General features: G+C 39.9%; 27 protein-coding genes. All 27 read left to right on the top strand.

Annotated elements, in window-relative coordinates; genetic code table 11:
• Positions 1-6 precede the first annotated feature (6 nt).
• The 27 genes from C6W18_RS04455 (at position 7) to C6W18_RS04325 (ending at position 19,784) form a co-directional block, all read left to right on the top strand.
• Positions 7-468, top strand: a complete 462-nt coding sequence (locus C6W18_RS04455) for a hypothetical protein (protein ID WP_105926207.1) — start codon at positions 7-9, stop codon at positions 466-468.
• Positions 469-489: 21 nt separating this feature from the next.
• Positions 490-900, top strand: coding sequence for a hypothetical protein (locus C6W18_RS04450; protein WP_105926205.1), 411 nt, complete (start codon positions 490-492; stop codon positions 898-900).
• Positions 901-1,214: 314 nt separating this feature from the next.
• Entirely contained in the window at positions 1,215-1,337 is a 123-nt protein-coding gene (locus C6W18_RS20430; RefSeq protein WP_262982629.1) for a hypothetical protein, read from the top strand.
• A gap of 14 nt (positions 1,338-1,351) precedes the next feature.
• Positions 1,352-1,837, top strand: a complete 486-nt coding sequence (locus C6W18_RS04440; protein ID WP_189318024.1) for an ArpU family phage packaging/lysis transcriptional regulator — start codon at positions 1,352-1,354, stop codon at positions 1,835-1,837.
• Positions 1,834-2,376, top strand: coding sequence for a site-specific integrase (locus C6W18_RS04435; RefSeq protein ID WP_105926203.1), 543 nt, complete (start codon positions 1,834-1,836; stop codon positions 2,374-2,376). The genes C6W18_RS04440 and C6W18_RS04435 overlap by 4 nt, the downstream gene beginning before the upstream one ends.
• 220 nt (positions 2,377-2,596) lie before the next feature.
• The gene (locus tag C6W18_RS04430; protein WP_017367785.1) at positions 2,597-3,175 is read left to right on the top strand and encodes a DUF4145 domain-containing protein; all 579 of its coding nucleotides are present in this window, start codon (positions 2,597-2,599) and stop codon (positions 3,173-3,175) included.
• 212 nt (positions 3,176-3,387) lie between these two features.
• Positions 3,388-4,728: an AAA family ATPase gene (locus C6W18_RS04425; RefSeq protein ID WP_017367784.1), complete on the top strand. Its 1,341-nt coding sequence runs from the start codon at positions 3,388-3,390 to the stop codon at positions 4,726-4,728.
• Positions 4,729-5,256: a hypothetical protein gene (locus tag C6W18_RS04420; protein WP_017367783.1), complete on the top strand. Its 528-nt coding sequence runs from the start codon at positions 4,729-4,731 to the stop codon at positions 5,254-5,256.
• A gap of 100 nt (positions 5,257-5,356) precedes the next feature.
• Positions 5,357-5,716 carry an HNH endonuclease gene (locus tag C6W18_RS04415; RefSeq protein ID WP_017367782.1) on the top strand — a complete coding sequence of 120 codons (360 nt, stop codon included), beginning with the start codon at positions 5,357-5,359 and terminating at the stop codon, positions 5,714-5,716.
• A complete protein-coding gene (locus tag C6W18_RS04410) occupies positions 5,706-6,029 on the top strand; it encodes a hypothetical protein (RefSeq protein WP_017367781.1) in 324 nt (107 codons plus the stop codon). The genes C6W18_RS04415 and C6W18_RS04410 overlap by 11 nt, the downstream gene beginning before the upstream one ends.
• 86 nt (positions 6,030-6,115) lie before the next feature.
• Positions 6,116-6,622, top strand: coding sequence for a phage terminase small subunit P27 family (locus C6W18_RS04405; protein WP_105926201.1), 507 nt, complete (start codon positions 6,116-6,118; stop codon positions 6,620-6,622).
• Positions 6,622-8,334, top strand: a complete 1,713-nt coding sequence (locus tag C6W18_RS04400) for a terminase large subunit (RefSeq protein ID WP_105926197.1) — start codon at positions 6,622-6,624, stop codon at positions 8,332-8,334. The genes C6W18_RS04405 and C6W18_RS04400 overlap by 1 nt, the downstream gene beginning before the upstream one ends.
• Before the next feature lie 11 nt (positions 8,335-8,345).
• On the top strand, positions 8,346-8,528 hold the full coding sequence (locus C6W18_RS20245) for a hypothetical protein (RefSeq protein WP_095409137.1): 183 nt from the start codon (positions 8,346-8,348) through the stop codon (positions 8,526-8,528).
• A gap of 5 nt (positions 8,529-8,533) precedes the next feature.
• The gene (locus C6W18_RS04390; RefSeq protein ID WP_105926195.1) at positions 8,534-9,775 is read left to right on the top strand and encodes a phage portal protein; all 1,242 of its coding nucleotides are present in this window, start codon (positions 8,534-8,536) and stop codon (positions 9,773-9,775) included.
• A complete protein-coding gene (locus C6W18_RS04385; protein ID WP_105926193.1) occupies positions 9,768-10,400 on the top strand; it encodes an HK97 family phage prohead protease in 633 nt (210 codons plus the stop codon). Before C6W18_RS04390 ends, C6W18_RS04385 begins: the two co-directional genes overlap by 8 nt.
• Before the next feature lie 35 nt (positions 10,401-10,435).
• Positions 10,436-11,617: a phage major capsid protein gene (locus C6W18_RS04380; RefSeq protein WP_105926191.1), complete on the top strand. Its 1,182-nt coding sequence runs from the start codon at positions 10,436-10,438 to the stop codon at positions 11,615-11,617.
• 10 nt (positions 11,618-11,627) lie between these two features.
• Complete coding sequence (locus tag C6W18_RS04375; protein WP_105926189.1) at positions 11,628-11,927, top strand: hypothetical protein; 300 nt, start codon at positions 11,628-11,630, stop codon at positions 11,925-11,927.
• A 24-nt stretch (positions 11,928-11,951) separates the two neighbouring features.
• Positions 11,952-12,314, top strand: a complete 363-nt coding sequence (locus C6W18_RS04370; RefSeq protein WP_105926188.1) for a collagen-like protein — start codon at positions 11,952-11,954, stop codon at positions 12,312-12,314.
• A 10-nt stretch (positions 12,315-12,324) separates the two neighbouring features.
• Complete coding sequence (locus tag C6W18_RS04365; RefSeq protein ID WP_105926186.1) at positions 12,325-12,648, top strand: head-tail connector protein; 324 nt, start codon at positions 12,325-12,327, stop codon at positions 12,646-12,648.
• Positions 12,602-12,967 (top strand): phage head closure protein, encoded by a 366-nt coding sequence (locus C6W18_RS04360; RefSeq protein WP_105926184.1) that lies wholly within the window; start codon positions 12,602-12,604, stop codon positions 12,965-12,967. Before C6W18_RS04365 ends, C6W18_RS04360 begins: the two co-directional genes overlap by 47 nt.
• Positions 12,960-13,343, top strand: a complete 384-nt coding sequence (locus C6W18_RS04355) for an HK97-gp10 family putative phage morphogenesis protein (protein WP_105926182.1) — start codon at positions 12,960-12,962, stop codon at positions 13,341-13,343. Before C6W18_RS04360 ends, C6W18_RS04355 begins: the two co-directional genes overlap by 8 nt.
• Positions 13,340-13,708: a tail completion protein gp17 gene (gene gp17 / locus C6W18_RS04350; protein ID WP_105926180.1), complete on the top strand. Its 369-nt coding sequence runs from the start codon at positions 13,340-13,342 to the stop codon at positions 13,706-13,708. Before C6W18_RS04355 ends, gp17 begins: the two co-directional genes overlap by 4 nt.
• Before the next feature lie 11 nt (positions 13,709-13,719).
• A complete protein-coding gene (locus tag C6W18_RS04345) occupies positions 13,720-14,346 on the top strand; it encodes a major tail protein (RefSeq protein ID WP_087977469.1) in 627 nt (208 codons plus the stop codon).
• A gap of 40 nt (positions 14,347-14,386) precedes the next feature.
• Positions 14,387-14,722, top strand: coding sequence for a phage tail assembly chaperone G (gene gpG, locus C6W18_RS04340; RefSeq protein ID WP_105926178.1), 336 nt, complete (start codon positions 14,387-14,389; stop codon positions 14,720-14,722).
• Positions 14,723-14,724: 2 nt separating this feature from the next.
• Positions 14,725-14,919 (top strand): hypothetical protein, encoded by a 195-nt coding sequence (locus C6W18_RS04335; protein ID WP_017367766.1) that lies wholly within the window; start codon positions 14,725-14,727, stop codon positions 14,917-14,919.
• Positions 14,920-14,934: 15 nt separating this feature from the next.
• Positions 14,935-18,951, top strand: coding sequence for a phage tail tape measure protein (locus C6W18_RS04330; protein ID WP_105926176.1), 4,017 nt, complete (start codon positions 14,935-14,937; stop codon positions 18,949-18,951).
• Positions 18,951-19,784, top strand: a complete 834-nt coding sequence (locus C6W18_RS04325) for a phage tail domain-containing protein (RefSeq protein WP_105926174.1) — start codon at positions 18,951-18,953, stop codon at positions 19,782-19,784. The genes C6W18_RS04330 and C6W18_RS04325 overlap by 1 nt, the downstream gene beginning before the upstream one ends.
• The last annotated feature ends 12 nt before the right edge of the window (positions 19,785-19,796 follow it).

Raw genomic sequence — 19,796 nt, 5'->3', positions numbered from 1 at the left:
AACGGAATGAGTAAACATGTGTTAAAGGAATTTGAAACGCTTAGGGAAGCGGTTGAATTTATAAAAGCCGAGCTGAAAAAAACGGATGAGCAAAACACAAGAAACCTAAATGTAATTCGAACCTTGGACCCTAGTTCAGCATCAGAATCTATGGAGGAAGGTAACATGCACGATGAATTGTTTCTACTGTATTCGATCGATGATGGCGATTCTTTCTTCGTCTTTGAATCAGATTATGATTTAGAAAGTTGGCTGGAAAGTGATGCATGGGATGATTGGAACTTATGGGAACGTAAAGATATTGAAGGATCGTTGAATGAAGAGTTAATGATATGGAAGTTTCATAGAGATATTCTCAAAGAAATGTTTGAGTCTCTTTACAGAAATTCCAAACCATTTATAAACGATTGGTCAAGACAACACAAAAACATTGAATTTCGAGCAGTTCCATCATTCTCATTAAATTAAATCGAAAAGGGGCCAATGACAATGAAAAAACTACTAATCACACTAACTATTATTATTGCGGCGGTGCTTTATGCGCAGTCTGCTGAGGCAGTAACGAGCGGTTATAAAACAATTGATGGGCATACAGTCAGCGTATCAACGGATGCCAATTCTTACACGCCGAGAGCTAAATCAATCGACGTTACAGCACGCAAAACGGGTTCTGAAACGGTATATTATCGTTTAACTTTGCAAAAACAAGTAGGTGGCAAATGGAAAGATCAGCGTTTTAGGCTTGTTGGATCTTTCAAGACCGCCACGCCTGCAAAAGAGTTTTACATCGTCAACCATACAGCTGGCACGCACCGTATCAAGATGACGTTATACAAGAACACCAATTGGACAGGCGTTAAAGGCCATATCTACACGCCAGCTTTTGAGGTGAAGAAATGAACATTGATCCAAGACAAGCATTTAGGGCTTTCATGAAATATCAACGAGATAACGGAGAGGAATAATTGAATTAGGACTAAACGAAGAAGACATTGAAAAGTTTATATGTGGTGTAGAAGACGATATGCTTTTTCACTCTACGTTAGATGTTTTTTTGAAAGAGTACATTGAAGATTTTGGAGAGAATTACGGAATCGAATTGAGTTAACAAACATTTAAATAAGTCCAAGACGGAGAGCCTGCGGACACTGATCAACACCTTTTAAGGGTGCTGGTTGGTGTCCGTTTTTTATTTGTCGAAAAGGAGCGGCACCATGAAGAAGGAAAAGCCGAAGAAACGACCGCAGGAGCTTACAGAAAGAGAGATAAAAGAGCTCATGGGGCAAAACATGCAGCGGTTAAAACGAGCCAATGGCGGGGCTATGCGTCGAAAATAAAAGGAGTGATTGGGATGACTAATAAAAATGATAAGAATCCAAAAGAACAAACAGATCAAATGAATTTAGATATCCCTCAAATTGACGAGGAAAAAACAAGATTCAAAATGGAAAAGATGATGGGAAAATATAAAATGCTTAGGTTGCAAACGCCGGAAGACTTTCTTCCAAAGATCACAACAACATACACCATTACGCCGCCGAGTTTTTCAAATCAGTTCCACTCCTCCACAGAAGAAGCAGCGCTTAAAAAAATGGATTGGGAGATTGAGCGGGAAAAATATATGAAGCGAATTGAGAGGTGCATTAATCGTCTAACGCAAAAAGAGCGGCGCATATTAGTTATGCTCTATATGCAGGATGAAGAAATGTTTGATTACGAAATTTACGCGGAAATGGGTCTCAGCCAAAGGAATTATTATCGTGTTAAAAATAAAGCATATTATAGACTGGCCTTTGCTTTGAGAGAAGAAGTGTACAAGCAGGGGGATAAATCATGAATTTTGTTCAGCCGATAAGGGACCTTGATCAGATCCATTATATAAAGAAATATCTTGGAGAGCGGAACAAAAGGAACTTGCTACTTTTTGTGGCCGGAATCAATTTAGGCTTGCGCATATCCGATCTGCTGGAATTGAGGGTGAAGGATGTAAGGAGGCAATATGTATCGCTAAGAGAACAAAAGACAGGCAAAGAAAAAAGAATCAAAATAAACAAAACTCTTCGAAAAGCGATAGATCAATATATCAAAGACAAAGATGATCAAGAATACCTTTTTAAAAGTAGAGAAGGGCTCAACAAACCTATCAGCCGCAGCAGTGCATATAACATTATGAGAGAGGCAGCGGACTATGTCGGGCTTGATAGTATAGGTACTCATACGCTCAGAAAAACATTTGGCTACTGGAATTATAAAAAACATAAAGACGTTGCCTTATTACAAGAAATATTTAACCATTCTAGTCCTGACATTACATTGAGATACATTGGAATTACACAAGACGCAATGGACAAAGCAATGGACGATTTCGGCTTATAAGACTCATCTGTTCAAATGGCAGGTGGGTCTTTTTTTGCGTTCTTTTTCTTCAATTAACCATAATGAGAAAATGTCCAACTCATTTTAAGGGAATTGCTGAAAAGCAAGAGGGGCAAAGGATACAGCGATTTATCCAGTTGGACAGACTAATAGATATGGCTAATTGATGGATTATGTGGATAATAGAATATATGAATAATTTGGATAAGGAAGGGATAATATGCGTCATTATGAAAATGAAAGATGGATAAACACTGTGGCTATGGAGGGAGAAAGATTTAGCTGTGGTTACTGTAATTCTTTAACTGCACCAAATTTTGGATATATAACTAGTGAATATAATATAAGTGAGTATCATGTTGTACCTAGAATACTTATATGTCCAAATTGTAATAAAGCTACATATTTAGATGAATTCAACCAGCAGTATCCTCCGGCAAATAGTATGCGCAATATCAAACACCTTCCAAGTGATGTACAAGAATTATATAAGGAGGTTTGTGATTCTTATTCAGTCCATGCTTATACAGGTGCAAGTATTCTAGCTAGAAAAATGATTATGAATGTAGCGATTGAAAAAGAAGCTAAAAAAGGCAAAAATTTTGTGTATTATGTTGAGTTTTTAGTGGATAATGCTGTTGTTCCTAAAAGTACAAAAAAATGGCTTGATGCGGTTAGGGAAAACGGGAATGAAGCAGCTCATGAAACACAAAAATCTTCAAGGGAAGATACTGAAAAAATAATTAATTTTTTAGAAATATTGTTGAGATCAGTCTATGAATTTGAGGGTGAGATATAGACACTTTATAAATGGCATATTTTTGGCACGATTTTGGCAAAGCATTTTGTCTGAGAGCGGTTATGATGGTATTAGTGGTAAATTGAGAGCGGCTTCTATTATAGAGGCCGCTTTTTCGTTCGACAAATTCCGCAGAGTATAAAATTCCTCACTTATGAGTCGATATAAAAGAGAATAAAAATATTCATGGATGTTTATAGGAGGACTTTTGCATGCCACTAAAAAAACCCAAGTTGCGTAATACATTAACAAACATAAGTATAAAAGGCTATAAATCAATTTATCATGAACAGGAAATTGAATTGAAACCCTTAACAATTTTAGTAGGTACCAATAGTTCTGGGAAGTCTAGTTTTATTCAACCTATTTTATTATTAAAACAAACTATTGAAGAAAGTTATGATCCAGGAGCTTTATTACTAAACGGCCCTTTAGCGAAATTTACGAATTTTGAACAATTACTACATAAATCAAAGGATAATAAAGCTGAAGACTTTGAAGTAGGCTTTAAAGTTGATAATAAGCATACATGCAAATTTACATATGCTAAGACCAATGATGAATTAATTGTCAAAAACGCAACATATATCACTAAACTTAAGAAAGGCAAGGATGGCGAGCCAAGATATGACCACGTAAGCATTGATTATGATATGACTATCGAAGAGATGCGAGAACAAATACCTAGTAGAGTTTATAAAATGATTGATGAGCATCTGGAAACTCAAAAAGAAAAAACACATTTACAGGTAAAAAGAAATAGGTGCTTTATTAATCTAGAACTGATTTTTGATCTCGATGAGAATTTAAAAAGAGGAATTTCTTTTCCAGGATTACCACGTCCAGAGTTAGTTATCAAGAATCTCATTCACTTACCAGGTTTAAGAGGGAACCCGGAAAGAACTTATCCAGTTACAAGCCTTAACCGAAAAAATGATTTTGTAAATCTTCCTGGTAAGTTTGAAAGATACGTAGCTAGTATATTAAATATGTGGAAAAATGAAGATAATGAAAAAGCTATTGAAGTCGAAAAATATTTGGGGATGTTAGATTTAACAAACAAAATTGGTACAAAAAAAATAAATGACACTCAAATAGAAATAAACGTAAGCACAAATCTGGATGATGATGAGGATAATTTTGTAAATATTGCTGATGTTGGTTTAGGGGTATCTCAAACTTTGCCAGTTTTGGTTGCGTTAGTCTATGCTCAACCAGGACAAATTGTTTATATTGAACAACCGGAGATACATTTACACCCTAGAGGACAATATATTTTTTCGAAGATAATCCAAGAGGCTGTCTCTCGAGGAGTAAGAGTTGTTATCGAAACTCATAGCTCTTTGATAATTAAGGGTATTCAAACTGAAGTAGCGAATAAAAAAATCAATCGTGAACATGTAAGTTTAAATTGGTTTAGAATGGTGAACGGTGAAACGCAAGTTGAAAGTACAGAACTAGATTCAAATGGTACTTTTGGTGATTGGCCCTTAGACTTCTCCGACGTTGAGTTAGAAGCAGAAATTAAATTTATTCAGGCTGGTGATTTTTAAATGGCAGAGTGTTATATCATAGATGCGTGTGTGTTAACTTCTGCTTCACCAAAAACTGAAATTTCTAGACGTGTAGCAGATTTTTTAGAGATTTTTTTACAAACCGAAAATGAAATTGGTATGACTGAAGATCTAAAAAAAGAATGGTTTGATCATCAATCAACTTTTACAGCAAAGTTTTATTCTAGGCTATATAATAAAAGAAGAATTATTGAAATTCCTGATCATGAAACAGTTGAGAATCTTCGTCTGAAAATACACAGCATTAAAGATAAACAGCGAGTTATGGCAACCTTAAAAGATATGCATCTATTGGAAGCTGCTATTCTAAAGGATAAGTTCATAATCTCTCTCGATGATAAGGCTAGAAATAACTTTAATCATTTTTATAATTGTATTCCGGGTATATCAGATGTTTGTTGGCTAAACCCCTCTAATAAAAAAGAAGAGCCGATAAAATGGCTCTTAAGTATAGAAAAATATGATCCTTCTAGGTTTATTATTAATTATTCTGAAGTAGGTGTTTAAAAAAACAACTTTTTAATTAAAAGAATAAAGTAGAACGGAATATAGGTAAACCACAAAGTAGCATCCTTCGGGGTGCTTTTTGTTTTGGGGAGGAAACCAAATGAAAAAACCATTAAAGCCATGCAATGAACTCGGGTGTCCTAAACTAACGCGCGAAGGATATTGTGAGCAGCATAAGACATCGAAGCCTTCATACGACCAGCACCGTGAATCATCGGCACGTCGTGGATATAATAGCCGATGGCGTAAAGCGCGTAAAGGTTATTTAGTAAAGCATCCGTTGTGTCAAACTTGCATGCTACAAGGCAAACGTATTGCGGCCACAGTAGTAGACCACATCAAACCGCATAAGGGAGATAAAAAATTGTTTTGGGATTCTTCTAACTGGCAGCCGCTGTGTGCGTCCTGTCACAGTAGGAAGACCGCTAAAGAAGATGGAGGGTTTGGAAATGGATTATAAAAAATGCACATGTGATCACTGCGGAACAATCTTCATAATTAAATACTGTTCTAGGATTATGAAGGTCGGCCGTGGAATCAAACGTCACTTTCTTGTATGTCCAGGGTGTAAAGCTGAGTACACATCCTACTATACAAACGCTGAAATCAGAAAGCAGCAAAACAAAATCAGAAAGCTGTACATTGCCATTCGAATGACGAGGAATAAAAGTTTACTTGATCAACATTATAAGAAAATGGATTCAATACGAGCAGATTTAGAAAGAGACATGAATCAGCTTCGCGTTGATGTTGAAGGCACCCCCCAGGGTTAAATCCCTAGAAACGATTTGCCGTAGACCGCGTCTCCCTCAACATCGCGAGAAATTCCCTAAATGAAAATTCGGAAGGAGGTGAGGGGATGGCAAGGCCGAGACAACCAGTTGACTTGTTGCTAGTAAAAGGCAAGAAAAACCTTACCAAGAAAGAGATTGAAGAAAGAAGAGAGCAAGAAATAAAGGCACCAGATGACAAAGTGAAAGCTCCTTCTTATTTACCAAAAGATTTAAAAAGAGAATTCAAAAAGATAGCGGACGAGCTCAAAAACATCGGAATTATGACAAATTTAGATGTAGATGCGCTTGCCCGTTTTTTGTTTGCTCGAAAACAATATTTACAAATAACAGAAATCATATTGGATACGCCGATTACAGCACTCACCGAAAATTCAGATGGTGAAAAATTTGAAATTGCGAATCCTGCTTATAGTGATCTTCTTATAAATCAAGACAAGCTGTTTAAACAATGCAGACAAGCATCAAGTGATTTAGGATTAACCATTTCCTCTCGCTGCAAACTTGTCATTCCGAAAAAAGATGATGGGAAACCGAAGTCAAAAGAAGAAGAACGCTTTGGAGGACGCATGTAATGCTAACGCAGGAAATGACCGCAGAGGTTTTGATTGAGCGTGTATGGTCATATTGCGAAAAGATTCAAACAGGGGACATAAAAGCAGGCAAAAAGCACAAGTGGGCTGTTCATAGGTTCATCAAAGACGTAGAGCGGCTAGCGGAAGAAGACTGCCCGTATTATTTTGACGCAGAAGCAGTCCTTGATTTTTATGAATGGGCCAAGCAATTTAATCATGTTGAAGGCGTATTGGCTGGTAAACCTATTGAGCTTACAGACTTTCAGCTATTCATGGCTGCTAATATCTATGGGTTTTACAAAAAGATCAATGGTGCCAGGCGTTTTAGAAAGGCTTATATTCAGTTAGCGAGAAAAAACGCGAAATCACAATTACTGGCTATCATGGCTTCATATGAAATCTTTCCCACTAAAGAAAAGCATCGTGTGTTTATTGCTGGTTGGTCAAGGGAGCAGTCAAATGAAGTCTACCAAGCAATCCTTGAGCAACTACAGCACGCACCTATTTTAGAGGGGAAATACACAGACGCTAACGGGCAGGTTACAAAATACGCAACAAATTCAATTATCAAACCGTTATCCCGTGAAGCACGAAAGGTTGGAGACGGAAAAAACCCATCACTAGGGATAGTCGACGAATATATGTCTCATGAAACAAGTGAAATATATGATGTTATTGATAGCGGTATGGTAGCCCGCCGTAGCCCTTTGATGATTATCATTACTACTGCAGGTTTCAACTTAAACGGGCCGTGTTTTAAAGAGTATCAGTACGTTTCCAAGATTCTAGATCCCGGCATTGAAATTGAAAACGATGATTATTTTGTTATGATCTGTGAGCTTGATCCCGAAGACGATATAAAGGATGAGTCTAATTGGATTAAGGCAAACCCGATTGTAGCGACTTACCCTGAGGGGATGGAATCACTAAGGGCAGCGTTAAAAGTTGCACTCGATGTGCCTGAAAAGATGAGAAGTTTTCTGACAAAAAACATGAATGGCTGGGTTGACCAAAAAGACAATGGCTATATGAAAATGTCTAAATGGCGGGCCTGTCATGGTGAAATACCTGATCTAAAGGAAATGGCAATCTATCTTGGTTTAGATTTATCTATGACAACGGATTTGACTTCTGTCGGGTGGGTTGGCGTTCTTGATGGTTTTTATTATGTGGGCCAACATTCTTTCATTCCAGAAGAAAAAGCAAAAGAAAAAATGGCTACTGATAAAGTGCCTTATGATTTATGGCGCAATCAAGGTTGGATGACATTCACACCGGGGGAGGCGGTTGATTATCAATTTGTCGAAAGGTGGATTATTGAATTTGCTCACGTCAACAAATTGAGGGTCATTGAAGCTGCTTACGACAAATGGAATGCGCTGCACCTTGCACAACGGCTTGAGAGTAAGGGATTTAATATGGTTGAGCTGCCGCAAAGGATTCAACATCTTTCTTTACCGACAAAGGACTACAGACAAAAGGTATATGAGGGCAAGGTCATTCATGGGAACGATCCTCTTTTAACTTTTGCGTATAATAATGCAATCATTAAACAAGACGCGCAAGAAAATATCATGTTAGACAAAGCGAAATCACCGCAAAGAATAGATCCAGCTGCAGCAGTGATGAATGCTTTTGCTAGGGCCATGTATCACAATATGGGCGCGAGTGTTAACTTAAACGATCACTTTTTAGGAAATTTCAGTTTTTAGGATGTGAGAGAGTGAAAAAATTTATTGTTCTTCTGAAATTAATATTAAACGACTTGCTGTTTATCGGAGGGTGCACCTTTATTCTGCTGGCAGCGTATCGGGTAAATACAAACATCGGTCTATTTCTGACGGGTGTATTTTTTATGTTTTATGCCTACTTGCTGTCGAGTCACGCGCGGCAGAAAGAGAGGTGAAATAAATGTTTATAGACAAGTTTTTTGAAAAACGATCCGGCTCAAAAACGTTAGACGGTTTCAGCCAGTTGATCAATCTGTTTGGAGGTAGAGAAACGGCCAGTGGTGAAAGAGTCAGTGAAAGTAATTCATTTGAACAGCCTGACATTTTCGCATGTGTCAACGTACTTTCTGATGACATCGCAAAGCTGCCGATACACACATTTCAAAAAGAATTTCAAGGAGTCAACAGAAACCCTAATCATCCATCAGCCTATATGATCTACGCAAGGCCGAATCCATACATGACTGCTTATGTCTGGAAAAAGCTGATGATGACGCATGTCCTCACATGGGGAAATGCCTATTCGATGATTGAATTTGGGGCACATGGTTTCCCTGAAAATCTTTACCCGTTGCGGCCGGATGCAACAAAAGCATACATCCATCCCGACTCAGGGAGGCTATGGTACCAAACCAACGTTAACGGAAGAACGATGGAACTATATGAACACCAAGTGCTGCATTTTAAAGGTTTATCAACGGATGGTATTCACGGAAAGTCACCTATAGGGGTAGTGAGAGAGCATATAGGCGCTCAAGCAGCTGCCACAAAATATAACGCAAAACTATATAAAAACGAAGCCACGCCGCGCGGCATCCTAAAGGTTCCTTCTTTCTTGGATGAAAAACCAAAAGAGAACGTCCGTAAAGAATGGCTGCGGGTCAACCAAGGTGAAAACATAGCCATTATTGATAATGGACTAGAATATCAATCTATCGCCATGCCATTACAAGAAGCACAATTCGTCGAGTCGATGAAATTCAATAAAGCTCAAATTGCCATGATTTACAAAGTTCCTTTGCATAAACTCAATGAACTTGATAAAGCTACATTTTCAAACATTGAGCATCAATCCTTGGAATACGTAAAAAATACACTGCAACCGTGGATCGTGAATTTTGAACAAGAATTAAATATTAAGCTGTTTACTGACAATGATCAAAAAGCGGGCCATTATGTAAAATTCAATGTTGATAGTGAGCTGCGCGGCGACAGTAAAACTCAAGCAGAGTATTTTAAGACCATGAGTGAAGCGGGTCTTTTAAATAAAAATGAGATTCGCGACTTGATTGAGAGAAACCCTATCGAGCATGGCGAGAAATATCTTTCCAGCTTGAATTATGTGTTCCTTGACTTTATGGAAGAGTACCAGCGACTTAAAGCAGGTTCAACCATGAAGGGAGGTGACAGCAAGAATGAGTAAAGAAAAAGAAGTAAGGCTGCTCACGACGCCAATTGAGATCCGTTCCGATGGAGAAGGACAATCCGAATATGTGGAAGGCTATGCTTTGAAATTTGAAAAATGGTCCGAGCGTTTGGGATGGTTCAAGGAAATCATAAGCAGGAATGCTTTAGAATCTACCGATCTATCAAACGTCGTTGCGCTGTTCAATCATCGAGCAGATTTTCCACTAGCAAGAAACACCGTTTCAGGGGAATCAGGACGGCTTGAATTAGAAATAGATGGTATAGGTCTTAAATTTAGATTTAAGCCTACTGATACGTCTTACGCGCGTGATCTCTGTGAGAATATACGCAGCGGCGTTATTAATCAATGTTCTTTTGCATTTTCATTGGATTATAACGGCGAAGAACCTGACGAGTGGCGCATAAATGAAGATGAAGACATATACGAACGAAGAATAAACAGCATTCATCGCATTTATGACATATCTCTTGTAACGACACCAGCTTATAGCGATACCGAAGCTGTAGTAGGTGCACGTAGCTTAGAAAAAGTAGAAGAAATGAGAGAACAACGAAGCGTACCAACGGATGAAACTTTAAAAATTGAATTGGAGCTATTAAGCCTTGATCTTCCAGAGTGAGGCTTTTTTGCGTTCTATGAGGAGGAAAAATAAAAATGACAAAAAAAGAAATTGAATTACGTCAGCAGTTTACACAAAAGAAAGAAGAAGCTGATAAAGCACTAGCAGAAGGAAGAGCAGAGGAAGCGCGCCAGCTCCTTGATGATGCAAAAGAGCTTAAAAATCAAATTGAATTGATGGTAGAAGGACGATCACTGAACGTGCCTGATTTACCTGGCGGTGAAAATTTTGTGCCTGAGCTAGAACGTAACCCGGAGGGACGGAAAGGCGCCGAGGGAGATAAAGAAGAAAGGCAGCAGCAATATCGCAAGACTTTTCTAAAGAAATTAAGAGGAAAAAGACTTACCGATGAAGAGCGTGACCTTTTGGATAGTGAGGAATTCAGAGCAATGTCAGGCAAAAATGATGAAGATGGCGGGATTTTGATTCCTGAAGACATTGGAAGGCTAATCCATGAACTTAAACGAACTTATGAACCACTAGAGCAATATGTAACGGTTGAACCAGTTACGGGCCGTTCAGGATCACGTTTGTTAGAAAAGAATTCTGATATGGTGCCGTTTGCCCGTCTTGAAGAATTAGAAGAATTACCTGAGTCTGATCAGCCAAAATTCACAAAAATGAATTATGCTATTGAAGATTTTGGAGGCATCATGACCTTATCAAATTCAATGTTAAGCGATTCTGATCAAGCGATTATGAGATATGTTGCTAACTGGTTTGCAAAAAAATCAGTTGTTACCCGTAATAGCCTGATTTTGAATGTAATTGAATCTTTGAAAAAGGTAGAGATTGAGGGATTGGATGGAATTAAAAAAGCTTTAAATGTCACACTTGATCCTCTTGTATCCCCAGGTTCTATCGTGATGACTAACCAAGACGGATACAACTGGTTAGATACACTTAAAGACGGAGAAGGTAAATATTTAATGCAGCCGGATCCTACAAATCCAACAAAGAAACTTTTTGACGGCCGACCTGTTGTAAATATTTCTAACAAAGTCTTGAAAACACAAAAGGGTAAAGCGCCAATCATCATCGGTAATTTAAAAGAAGCGATTGTTCTGTTTGATCGTCAGCAACAATCTATCGCTTCTACAGACGTAGGGGCAGGAGCCTTCGAAACGAATACTACGAAAGTCAGAGCGATTGAACGAGAAGACGTCCGAAAATGGGATGACGAAGCGGTAGTATTTGGACAAATTACGATCCAATAAGGAGGACACGATGGGATATACAACAAAAAACTACACCACTGACGGCGGGGATCGAACTGTCATCGGTGGTGTTTTAGAATTTGCAGGCGGAAAAATCGTCAAAGACGGCGAGGAAGTTAATCTAGGTGGCGGCGGATCAGCTGCACCTGGAAACGTAACACATGAAATGCTGGCCGAAAAAGCAGTTCGATCGGTAAACATCGGGACGGGAAGCGTCATGCCGGAGCATCTTAATTCGTCTATTGAAACTAGGCTCAAAGGAATGGAAGACGAAATAAAAGAGCTGAAAAGCAAACTGAACAAAGAATAAACAATTGAAAGGAATGGATTAAAAATGGCAAAAGATTATCTAAACGAAAGTAATGGAGTATTCACGTCTGCAGAGGCGGGCCCTGATGGTAAACCTATCACAGCAGTTACGGTGAAAGACAATAGCGAAGAAAATCCTCTTTATGTGAAGGGTTTAAAGGGTGATCCAGGTGAACAAGGCCCAAAAGGTGACAAAGGAGATCCCGCAGTGATTGAAACTGGGTCTATTAAGAATGATCATTTAGGCGATGGATCTGTCAACTCCCGAACAATCGGTAAAGGTAGCGTTAAATGGGACAACATCAATTCAGAGGTACAAAAAAGGATCACTGATTTAGAGTCTCGATTAGACCAAATTGAGGGGAAAGAAAATACTCTGAATAAGTAGGCGGTCTGCTATGGATTTAAAAATGCTGAAAGATGAATATTTAAAAATTGATACTGAACAAGATGACGCCTTGCTTAAAACCTTACTTACTGCAGCAAAGGGATATATCAAAAATGGTATAGGACGTTATGTGGAAGGAAATGCACAGTATGCGCTTGTAACAGGCATGCTTGTTGCTCATTGGTACGAAAATCGAGGGGTGTATGAGTCAGGCGTTTCCGGCTCATCCATCCCTTTTACTATTCGGGACCAACTAACCCAACTTCGCTATGTGGAGGCAGAAGAGGATGAAGAAGATAAGCGAGTTGAATCGTCGATTAACTTTTCAAGTTAAGAAAAGGGAGCAGGACGACGAGATGAAATGGAATGAATCTTATGAGAATGTTTTTGAGACATGGGGTTCGATTGAAGGATTTTCCGGCTCAAAATCTGACACGCTTGTGGCCGGAGCTTTAGGGGTCAAGTCACCGAAGAAAATTACAATAAGATATCGGGAAGACGTTAAGCAAGACATGCGAATCCTTCATCAAAGGGGAACCGATGACGCAGGAGAGCCAATATACCGCACTTTCGAAGTAATGGATTTTAACGACGTTGATAATAAAAAGAAGCGGCTTGAAGTCACATGCAATGAGGTTGGCATAAATGGCTGATATGGATATTGATGGATTTGATGATCTAACGAGATTTTTCAACAAGATAGGTGACGACGTCGAAAAAGCCGAAAAGATTGCCCTTAAAGCTGGCGGAGAAGTAATAGCAGAGCACCAAAAACGTAACGTGAATAAGAGTTCAAAAAAACAGCCTCACATGGTCGATAACATCACCGTTTCAGCTGCAAGAGAAGCCAAAGATGGTGAGCTGTTTGTAACCGTTGGACCAAATCGAAAAGTCGCTTACAGAGGGCGATTTTTAGAGTGGGGCACATCTAAAATGCCGCCGCATCCATTCATTGAAAAAAGTGCAATCGAGGGGGAGGGACAAGCTGTGAAGATCATGGAAAGAATTATCACGGCTCCTATTAAATGAGTCTTGATGCAAAGAAAGAATTGAGTGCAGCGTTAATAAAAAACAATGAATTAAAGCAGCTTGTCACAGGTGGATTTCATAATCTTGTGGCCGATGATGTGGCCGCATTCCCCAGGGTTGTATTTTCAGAGATTACAAATAGGGATCAGGAGTACAGAGACAACCATTCCGCAGCAAGTGAGGTTCGATTCCAGTTAAGCATATTTTCAAAAGCAGACACACGGAAAAACGAAACAGAAATAGCGAAATTAATAGATCGTCTTATGAAAGATTTAGGTTACGGAAGATATGATTCAGTGGATCTTTACGAAACAGATACAAAAATCTTTCACAGAGGCATGAGGTACGTCAAAACATTTTTCTAGGAGGAAAACAGATGGGGAAAACAATCTACGGATTAGACATGTTTCATTATGCTGAGCTTATTCAGGATGATGACAAAGGACTTGAATATGCAAAGCCTGAAAGACTGCCAGGAGCTGTAAACGTCAAAGTAGATCCTAAATCAGAGCAATCTAAATTTTGGGCTGATAATGGCGTCTATGATTCATTTAACAACATGGGGGACATTGACCTTGAAGCTGAACTAGCAGATTTACCTATTGAGGTGCAAAACAAGATTTTCGGTCATAAGGTCGAGAATGGAATTTCTTTTGCCAGTTCTGATGATAAGGCTATTTTCTTGGCTTTCGGGTTTAGAGCGAAAACATCTACAGGCGGGCATAGGTTTTATTGGTTCTTAAAGGGACTACCTGAATTGCTGGCTAATGAAAATAAAACCACAGAAGGTAAAGCAGATCCTGAAACAGCAAAATTTAAAGCTGGTTTCATGACGCTTCAAAATAAGAAGGGGAAAAACCGATGGAAGGCTCAAGCTGAATTCGACGAAGGCTTTGATCCCGATGAATGGTTTAAACAAGTTGTGTACGACGGGGCGTCGTTTGCAAAGGGAAAAGATACAGAGGATTCCACAAGTTCAGTAGACATTGGGAAGGGCGTTTAATAACGCTCTTTTTTTTATTTTGTAATCGGGAGGCAATAACATGGAAGCATTGACAATCACCTTGCATTTAAACGGAAAGAAAAAGAAATTTTCCACACCTAACTTTATCACGGGTGCTTTATTTAGGACTGCGGCAGAAATAACAGAAGACCTTGAATCGAATGATCCTGAAAGAATTTATACAAGTAGACAATCTGAGTTTATCTGTGAAGTGTTCGGAAACAAATTCACTGCAGAAGAATTTGAAAAAGGCATTGATTCAAGACTTTTATATAGAACAATCTACGCAACTGCAAACTATGTCATCGGAAATATCGTTGAAGCGAGCAAGATTCTGAATCCTGAAACCGCAGAGGAAGCAGAGCCGGGGGAGTAAGTTTGTCCGATGCTGTCCTTGATATGTATAACGCATTAGAGGACATTGGCTTTACTCAAAATCAGATTGACGAAATGGACATTGTATATCATCTGAAACGCCTTGCACGCAGGAAAGAAGCAAGCAAGGAAAAGCCAAGTAAGAACGCTGCAGCATCGGATAAGCCTTTGTACATTGATCAGATACCGGGACTGTAAAAAGGTGGTGAGGGATTGAGCAAAGACATTAAAGTAAAGCTGTATTCTAATTCGTCCCAATTTAACGGGGAAATGAAAGCAATTGCCGTTCAAATGAAGAATATAAAGTCTGAATTTGAAAAGAATCGGACTGCCGTCGGTGTGTGGGGCAATGAACTGAAAACCTCACAGACGAAAGTCAGAACCCTTTCACAACAATTGGATCAGCATAAAATGAAGGTCAAAGCGCTTGAAAGAGCGTATGCAGATTCAGCCATCAAGAAAGGGAAAGACGCGCAAGAGACACAAAATCTTGCACGTCGGTTGAACTATGCAACAGCTGAAATGAATAAAACGCAAAATGCGTTAACACAAACGACCAACAAAATTCAGAAGATGGAAGCTGAGATAAAAAGAACCTCTTCTTCGCTTTATAAAATGGGCCAAAGAATGAATACAGTTGGCAACAAAATGAGAAGCACGGGTGCTTCGGTAGCGATGACTACAGGTGTTGCTTTTGCTGGCTTGGCCCTCCCACTAAAAGATGCAGTACAAGTGGGTATGGACTTTGAAAAGCAAATGAGTAAAGTCCAAGCTATTTCAGGTGGTACAGCTCAAGAAATAAAAAAGCTAGAAAAGCAAGCAATGGAACTAGGAGCAACAACCGTCTTTACTGCCAGTCAAGCAGCTGACGCACAAAGCTTTCTGGCGATGGCTGGTTTTAAAGCAAACGACATTTACGCAGCGATGCCAGGTATGTTGAACTTAGCCGCCGCAGGTCAACTAGATTTAGCTGCCGCCGCCGATATCTCCTCTAATATGATGCAAGCCTTTGCGATGAAGGCTGAGGAAGCAGGTCACGCATCGGACGTTATCGCATACGGTGCAGCGAACGCAAACACAAATGTTGAGCAGATGGGCGAGGCGATGAAGTTTCTAGCACCTAATGCTAATTCATTGGGATGGGGGTTAGAAGAGTCAGCGGCCGCAGTAATGGCGTTTGGTGATGCAGGTTTACAAGGTTCTATCGCAGGTCAAGCGTTTGGTACATCATTGATTCGTCTGGCAACACCTGCAAAAAAAGCTCAGAAGGTAATTGATAACTTAGGCTTCGCATTTTTTGATGCGGCCGGAGATATGAAAAGCATGCCGGAAGTCGTTGCAGAAATGGAAAAGGGCATGAAAGGCATGACGAAAGAGCAGCAAGCCGCAACCCTTAAAACCATTGTAGGCGCTGAGTCTTATAAACATTGGGCTATTCTCTTACAAAAAGGCAGCAAGGCTTTAAAAGAGAACACAAAGGCTTTGAAGGAATCAGACGGTGCTGCTCAAGATATGGCAGATACGATGCTAGATAATGCACGAGGCAGTATCGTTGCCTTTAATTCTGCTGTAGAAGGAGCAAAAATCAAACTAACGAAAAGTCTACTTCCTGCGCTTGGTAACCTAGCTGAAAAAGGAGCAGACATCGTTTCCATGTTTAACAAAATGGATTCTGCCACAGCTCAAACGGTTGCTAAAACTGCGTTGTTTGCTACGGGTGTATTGGGTGCCACAACAGCAGTCGCAACGCTAACAATGGGTATCGGTGCGCTCTTAGCATTTACAGGTCCTGTAGGGCTTGCCATTGTGGGGGGGACGGCTCTTTTAGGCGGTATTGCCGTTGCGACATATGCGTATAATGAACAGCTGAAAAACCAAAAGAAACGACAAGAAGAAGCAAAAGAATCGGCTCTTCTATATGGTGAGGGCGTTTCTAAAGCGACACAAAAAGCGGCAGGATCATACGTGAGTCTACGTGAAAAAGCCACATCACAGCTGTTTCAGTTAACACAGGTTTCAGGAAAAGAAGCAAACAAGATGGCTAGTAATCTATTGTCTACGTATCAAGAAATGTCTTCTTCTTTGATTAAAGAGCTAGAAGGATTCAAAACCGAAGCTATCGCGGTTCTCAAGGGTCTCTTTGAAGATCAGGAGAAAGAGACGAAGAAAATCGGAGAAGATTGGTCCGATCAATTGGTTGGAGACATTGACAAAGATGTTCAAAAAGTACGCGAGAAGATGCGGCAGTTAGAAAAATTGAAAGATGAAACAGGCTTAATGACATCGAAAATGAATGCATCACAAAAGAAAACTTTTGAAGAGATAATTTCATTTTTTCAACAGTCAACAAGTAAGTTTGCCGCAAACCAAAAGGACGCTTTAGCCATCCAGCAGAGAGTTTCAGAGAGTCAAACAAAACTCTCTTTTAAAAATGCCAAAAGCTACAATGATCAAATCAGCAGTATTTATAAAGAGGGACAGAAGGCAGCTAAAGAAGATCGCGACTACAGAAATAAAGTTTTAGACGAGGCTCTAGCAAAAGAAGCTATAACAGCTGCACAGCACAAAACGCTAAAAGCTAAAAGTAACGCTGACTATCAACAGTCACTTGCAGAGAACCTAGAAGCGTATAAAAACAATTCAAAAGCGTTATTTGATCAAATGGCTCAAGACGGGAAACTGCTGGATTTAGAAACAGGAAAAGCACTAGAAAAACAAATAGAATACTCAAGTAATTCAATGGGTATTTTCACCAATCAAGAGGAACAAGAAGAAAAATACCAAGCGCGATGGGCTGAAAGACAAGTAGCGTTCTTACAAAAACTTGGAGATAGCAAAGAAGAAGCGTTAGAAAAAACGAAGCAAGCACTCATCGAGTTTAACGAGGGTTTGGGTTTTTCAGCAGAAGAATCAGCAAGTAAAGCAAACGAAGCGATCATAAATGCTGAAAATGAATTTAACCGTGCAACATCTGCCCGTGAATCAGGAAAGAAAATGGGCGATGAATTTGCGGACGGCTTAACAGCTGCCACGCCTAACACGTTAGCAAGTGGGTCAATCCTTAAACAAACACTGGATCAAAAATTGCGAGAGGAAAACGGCATCCCTAGAATTGCAGGACAAGAAAAAGGTCAATCGTTTAGTGAAGGTATTAATTCGTCAAAAGTTAACGTATCTAACAGCGGATCAGTGCTGCAGCAAGCACTAAAACAAAAGCTAAGTGAAGGCAATGCAGAGGCTAATACATCCGGCTCTCAAAAGGGCCAATCATTCAGTGCAGGTATAATCTCAACAAAAGGCAGCACAAGCATGGCAGCAAGCGACGTAAATCAAACAGCATTATCCAATCTAAACAAAAATACCACGCAAGCCACGCAAGCAGGTGTAACAAAAGGACAAAGTCACAGTGCGGGCATCACAAGCACAAAGGGCGCCAATACGTCTGCAGCATCTTCGGTGAGCGCGACAGCAACAGCCCAGCTTGCGAAAACAACCGATGGCGGGGGCGGACAAAAAGCAGGGGTTCAATTTGCATCGGGAATCCGCAGCCAAGCTGGAAACGCTAGTAATTCGGGTAGCACCGTAGCACAATCAGGAAAACAAGGCTTATCAAGTGTGAAAACAACTAGCACGGGTGCTGACTTTTCTAAAGGCTTTGCTAACGGCATTCGCAGCATGGGAGGAACAGGCGGGACAATTTGGAAAGCTGCCTGGACCATTGGTAAAGTCGCCATCCAATCACTTAAAAAATCAATAGATTCTAAGTCTCCTGCAAAGAAGACCATTGCAGAAGGTGTGAACTTTGGCGATGGGTTTATCATTGGGCTTGGAGAAAAGGTGCAGGACGTGAAAAAGAGCACAGCAGCAATGGCGCAAGGTGCTATGACGTCCTTTAAGTCTGAAATTAATAGAATGGCTTTTAACATCCAGGGAGCCGCAGATGAAATAAACACAATGCGCGCCGAACTGACTGTGAAAAATGAAATTGACACGCCTATTCTAAATCAGAAGCTAGATGCCCTAATTAGTCTTCTGTCAAATAATCTACAGACCAACAATGAAAGCGTAAGTGCTGCAGGGCAAGTAATCAAAATCCATCCTGCGCCTGTCATTATTGGCGGTGAGCATTTAGCAGACATCGTTTTTAATCAAGGAGACACATCTATTCTAGACAAAAAGAGCGCTCAAAAGTACGAACAGAATGCATATAAAGGAGGGCTGAAAAGATAATGAATCTGTATTTTGATTTCAGAGACGGAATGGGGGAGCGACCTTTGTCGGGGTTACTGCCCTATTTTAAATTGCTTAGCTTTGCACCTGACGCGCCGAGCACTGACAGGGAGCTTGTACAGTTAACCAGGTTTAACGGACTTGTACCGACGCAGCACCCGCGCGACATAGTGTACAAAGAAAGGTCTATCAAGGTTGAGATATTGCTTGATGCTAAAATCGCGGCAAACTTTTATCAGTACAGACATGAGTTTTATGATCTTGTCGTTCAGCCCTCCTGGTATTACATCTCATGTGATCTTCTTCCTGGGAGGCGTTTTGCGGTTACGTGTGACGGAGGGTTTCAGATTCCTAAGGACAAGCAAAAAAACCAGGTATCATTCCAAGTGGATTTTAACAATATTACAGGACTAGCAGAGTCAAAGGGCACGTCTTTAAGTGCGCAAAACTTTTCTAGTGAAAGATGGTTTTCAGGAATGGGCATCCAAAGACGCGACGATCTGCAGTACCGTTTTAAAAACAAAAAACGTTTCAGTGTATTCAATCCGGGCTTACCTATTAATCCCATGCAGCATGATTATAATGTGCTTCTTAATGCAAAGGGAAAAAACATAACGATTATCAATCACACGAATAACGAAAGATTGAAAATAGAAGCCGATCTGAAAAAGTCACAGCAGGTCAGGAATCTGAAACAGTATACCGTTGTCGGCAATAAGAGGTTAAAAACGTCAGGAAGGCTGCCGTCTTTAGATAAAGGTATGAATGAATTTGAGATACAGAACACAAATGATTTTGAAATTGTATTCGATACAAGATTTTATTTTCCGTAAAAGGGGGATGTC

The sequence above is a fragment of the Bacillus sp. LLTC93 genome, from assembly GCF_002993125.1.
Lineage (GTDB): Bacteria > Bacillota > Bacilli > Bacillales > Bacillaceae > Bacillus > Bacillus zhangzhouensis.
Note: the sequence above shows the minus strand (reverse complement) of the source record. Positions and strands in the feature narration are given on the sequence as shown.

Excerpts from the sequence above, each read along its gene's own strand:
- C6W18_RS04355 (WP_105926182.1), top strand. The coding sequence starts at position 12,960 with ATGGCTGATATGGATATTGATGGATTTGATGATCTAACGAGATTTTTC.
- C6W18_RS04450 (WP_105926205.1), top strand. The coding sequence starts at position 490 with ATGAAAAAACTACTAATCACACTAACTATTATTATTGCGGCGGTGCTT.
- C6W18_RS04455 (WP_105926207.1), top strand. The coding sequence starts at position 7 with ATGAGTAAACATGTGTTAAAGGAATTTGAAACGCTTAGGGAAGCGGTT.
- C6W18_RS20430 (WP_262982629.1), top strand. The coding sequence starts at position 1,215 with ATGAAGAAGGAAAAGCCGAAGAAACGACCGCAGGAGCTTACAGAAAGA.
- C6W18_RS04425 (WP_017367784.1), top strand. The coding sequence starts at position 3,388 with ATGCCACTAAAAAAACCCAAGTTGCGTAATACATTAACAAACATAAGT.
- C6W18_RS04405 (WP_105926201.1), top strand. The coding sequence starts at position 6,116 with ATGGCAAGGCCGAGACAACCAGTTGACTTGTTGCTAGTAAAAGGCAAG.
- gpG (WP_105926178.1), top strand. The coding sequence starts at position 14,387 with ATGGAAGCATTGACAATCACCTTGCATTTAAACGGAAAGAAAAAGAAA.
- C6W18_RS04365 (WP_105926186.1), top strand. The coding sequence starts at position 12,325 with ATGGATTTAAAAATGCTGAAAGATGAATATTTAAAAATTGATACTGAA.
- C6W18_RS04325 (WP_105926174.1), top strand. The coding sequence starts at position 18,951 with ATGAATCTGTATTTTGATTTCAGAGACGGAATGGGGGAGCGACCTTTG.
- C6W18_RS04385 (WP_105926193.1), top strand. The coding sequence starts at position 9,768 with ATGAGTAAAGAAAAAGAAGTAAGGCTGCTCACGACGCCAATTGAGATC.
- C6W18_RS04430 (WP_017367785.1), top strand. The coding sequence starts at position 2,597 with ATGCGTCATTATGAAAATGAAAGATGGATAAACACTGTGGCTATGGAG.
- C6W18_RS04415 (WP_017367782.1), top strand. The coding sequence starts at position 5,357 with ATGAAAAAACCATTAAAGCCATGCAATGAACTCGGGTGTCCTAAACTA.
- C6W18_RS04440 (WP_189318024.1), top strand. The coding sequence starts at position 1,352 with ATGACTAATAAAAATGATAAGAATCCAAAAGAACAAACAGATCAAATG.
- C6W18_RS04375 (WP_105926189.1), top strand. The coding sequence starts at position 11,628 with ATGGGATATACAACAAAAAACTACACCACTGACGGCGGGGATCGAACT.
- C6W18_RS04435 (WP_105926203.1), top strand. The coding sequence starts at position 1,834 with ATGAATTTTGTTCAGCCGATAAGGGACCTTGATCAGATCCATTATATA.
- C6W18_RS04370 (WP_105926188.1), top strand. The coding sequence starts at position 11,952 with ATGGCAAAAGATTATCTAAACGAAAGTAATGGAGTATTCACGTCTGCA.
- C6W18_RS04420 (WP_017367783.1), top strand. The coding sequence starts at position 4,729 with ATGGCAGAGTGTTATATCATAGATGCGTGTGTGTTAACTTCTGCTTCA.
- C6W18_RS04390 (WP_105926195.1), top strand. The coding sequence starts at position 8,534 with ATGTTTATAGACAAGTTTTTTGAAAAACGATCCGGCTCAAAAACGTTA.
- C6W18_RS04360 (WP_105926184.1), top strand. The coding sequence starts at position 12,602 with ATGAAGAAGATAAGCGAGTTGAATCGTCGATTAACTTTTCAAGTTAAG.
- gp17 (WP_105926180.1), top strand. The coding sequence starts at position 13,340 with ATGAGTCTTGATGCAAAGAAAGAATTGAGTGCAGCGTTAATAAAAAAC.
- C6W18_RS04410 (WP_017367781.1), top strand. The coding sequence starts at position 5,706 with ATGGATTATAAAAAATGCACATGTGATCACTGCGGAACAATCTTCATA.
- C6W18_RS04345 (WP_087977469.1), top strand. The coding sequence starts at position 13,720 with ATGGGGAAAACAATCTACGGATTAGACATGTTTCATTATGCTGAGCTT.
- C6W18_RS04400 (WP_105926197.1), top strand. The coding sequence starts at position 6,622 with ATGCTAACGCAGGAAATGACCGCAGAGGTTTTGATTGAGCGTGTATGG.
- C6W18_RS04380 (WP_105926191.1), top strand. The coding sequence starts at position 10,436 with ATGACAAAAAAAGAAATTGAATTACGTCAGCAGTTTACACAAAAGAAA.